At 52.7% G+C, this 3,219-nt stretch carries 2 rRNA genes; both read right to left on the minus strand.

The annotated features are described in order from the left end of the window. Positions 1-7 precede the first annotated feature (7 nt). Positions 8-122: ribosomal RNA gene (rrf, locus tag HNP90_RS09320) — 5S ribosomal RNA — on the minus strand. 55 nt (positions 123-177) lie between these two features. Further along, positions 178-3,145: ribosomal RNA gene (locus HNP90_RS09325) — 23S ribosomal RNA — on the minus strand. Between the last annotated feature and the right edge of the window lie 74 nt (positions 3,146-3,219).

A 3,219-nucleotide genomic window follows, 5' to 3' on the forward strand; every position in this document is an offset into this window, starting at 1 on the left:
AAAAAGTGACTAACGGCGTCACATTGTTCCCACCAGATGGCAGTACTTAATGAATCGCTGGAGGGCTTAATTTCCGAGATCGGGATGGGATCGGATGTAACACCTCCGCTATGACCGTTATGTCAAAGTTAAATTAAAAGTGCATTTCTGCCCCCGTATCTTTAAGTGTCCAGATGCCTAAGTTATCTCTCGAACTGTTAGTACTAGCGGGCTGAACATCTCGGAAAACCTTGATGCGTACACCCCTAGCCTATCAAACCCGTCTTCTACGGGAGTTCTCGTTCCCGAAGGAAACGGCTGTCTATTTTCAGGATGAATTTCGAGCTTAGATGCTTTCAGCTCTTATCTCTTGGCGCGTGGCTGCTCGGCAATGCCTTGTCAGACAACCGATCGACTAGAGGCGCCGACGGCCCGTTCCTCTCGTACTAGAGCCACCTTTCCCTCAGACAGCCAACACATCCAGCAGATAGCAACCAACCTGTCTCACGACGGTCTAAACCCAGCTCATGATCCCCTTTAATGGGCGAACAGCCCCACCCTTGGGTCCTGCTGCAGACCCAGGATGGGAAAAACCGACATCGAGGTAGCAAGCCGCGGGGTCGATATGGGCTCTTGCCCGCGACAACTCTGTTATCCCCGGGGTAGCTTTTTTGTCATCCCTGGCCCCCATCAGTGAGGCACAGGGGTTCGTTAGGCCCGGCTTTCGCCTCTTCGTTGCGTTTTGTTGGCAACAAAGTCAGGCTGGCTTTTGCCCTTACACTCAACAGCGGAGTCCTGACCCGCTTGAGCCAACCTTTGGGCCCTCCTGATGCATTTTTAGGAGGGTACCGCCCCAGCCAAACTGCCCACCTACCGGTGTCCCCTAAAAGGGTAAGGAACATGGTCATGAGAGGGTGGTGTCCCAGGATCGCCTCCACCTTTCCTGGCGAAAAGGTTTCGATGGCTCCCACCTACACTGTACACTCACAACCATGCCCCAACGACAGGCTGCAGTAAAGCTCCACGGGGTCTTCGCTTCCCACTGGAAGTCTCCGGCCTTTGCGCCGGAATGGTAGGTTCACCGGATTCTAGTCGGGGACAGTGGAGGTCTCGTTACGCCATTCATGCAGGTCGGAACTTGCCCGACAAGGAATTTCGCTACCTTAAGAGGGTTATAGTTACCCCCGCCGTTTACTGGCGCTTCGCCCGGTTGGAACCGGGGTTCACGTACCAGCACTGGGCAGGCGTCGGCCTTAGTACACACCTTTTCAGGCTCGCTAAGACCTATGTTTGTATTAAACAGTCGGACCTCCCTGGTCACTGCGACCAGCGATCCCATATATAAACAAGATCACTGGCACTCCTTCTCCCGAAGTTACGGAGCCAATTTGCCGACTTCCCTCGACTAGATTCATCCGCTACGCCTTAGGATACTCACCTAGGGGCACCAGTGTCGGTTCTGGGTACGGACATCTAAAATCCTTGTTAATTCCCTTTTCACGGGCTCCAGAGATCGGCCGAACCCTCCTAACGGAGAGCTCATCACTCTTTCATCCGGTTCTCGTTATTACAACTCTCCCCGGACTTATAAGCTTGAATGCCCAGACAAGAACACTCAGCCTACCCAGAAGCGTCGGAAACTAACCTTGTGTTGCCACGCGTATTTAGATGGCACAGGAATATTAACCTGTTTCCCTTTCCTCTCAAAGAAGTTAACTCGAGAGTTAGGACCGGCTTACCCACAGCTGACAAACATTGCTGTGGAACCCTTGCCCCTTCGGCGGTGGGGATTCTCACCCCACTTATGCTGTTACTACTACCGGGATCTTCATTTCTACGAGGTCCACTCGACTTCACAGCCGAACTTCTGCCCTCGCAGAACGCCCCCCTACAGGATCACCTTTCGGTGCCCTTGGGTCTCGGCGGCCGATTTAGCCCCGTCCATTTTCGGGGCCCTTGATCTCGACAGGTGAGCTGTTACGCACTCGTTAAAGGATGGCTGCTTCTAAGCCAACCTCCCTGCTGTCTTAGACCAAGGACGCCCTTCGTGTTCACACTTAATCGGCACTTAGGGGCCTTAACCCAAGTCTCGGCTATTCCCGTCTCGGACATACAGCTTACCCGTATGCCCTCACTCGGAGCATGCGACGACGACAAGTTCGGAGTTTGACAAAACAGCGAGGAATTTCTTCCCCTAACCACCTTATCAGTGCTCTACCTTGCCGACTATCTAAACTCCGGCTGACCTGAGAGTCACTTCGGAGGGAACCAGCTATCTCCGGGCTCGATTGGCCTTTCACCCCTAGACCGAGGTCAGAAGAGTGCTTCGAACGGCAACAACTCTGCAGGCCTCCATCCCTCAGTTGAGGGACTTCACCTTGCCCCGGCCTAGATCGCCCGGTTTCGGGTCATATTGCTGTGACTCCGGGCCCTTAAGACCCCGTCCCTCAAGATTTTGCGGACTTGTTGGTTTCCCTACGCCTACGATCGTGAAGATCTTAAGCTCGCCACAACAATATACTCCCCGGCCCGTTTTTCGAAACGGACGACACAACCCTGGCTCTATACTTCGTACAGCCGCCTTGCGACGGTTTCCTTCAGAACAGTTGCCTTTGGGGCCGTGTCATACCATACCTATCTGGTTTCAGGCTCTTTTCACACCCGATTAAAGGTGCTTTTCAGCTTTCCCTCGCGGTACTAGTACACTATCGGTCTTGGAACGTATTTAGAGTTGGAAGTTGATGCCTCCCAAATTCCCGCGCGATATCCAACGCACGGTACTCAGGGACACTTCAAACCTGAATCGATTACGCTTACGGGACTTTCACCCTCTATAGTGTGACGTTCCAGTCAACTTCAGCTTTTCTCAACAGGCGAAAAGAAGGCCCTATAACACCACATCTCCCCGAAGGGATTCAGTTTGCTCTGATCCGCGTTCAATCGCCTCTAATAACGGAATCTCTATTGATTTCTCTTCCTGCGGGTACTAAGATGCTTCAATCCCCCGCGTTCCCAATCCTTAACGGATTACAAAGTAGGAAGTCCCATTCGGAAATCCCAGGTTCAATGACTGTATGCGTCTCGCCTGGGCTTATCGCAGCTTACCACGTCCTTCATCGGCGTTCCAAGCCAAGCCATTCCCCAGATAGGGTAATAGATAATTCTAGGCATCTGGATAACACCAGATACGGAGGCTTATGCACGACCTTCACTAAAAATCCGGTCCTCGGTCCATAATAC

The organism is Methanococcus maripaludis, assembly GCF_013760955.1.
Lineage (GTDB): Archaea > AGJL01 > Methanococci > Methanococcales > Methanococcaceae > Methanococcus > Methanococcus maripaludis_A.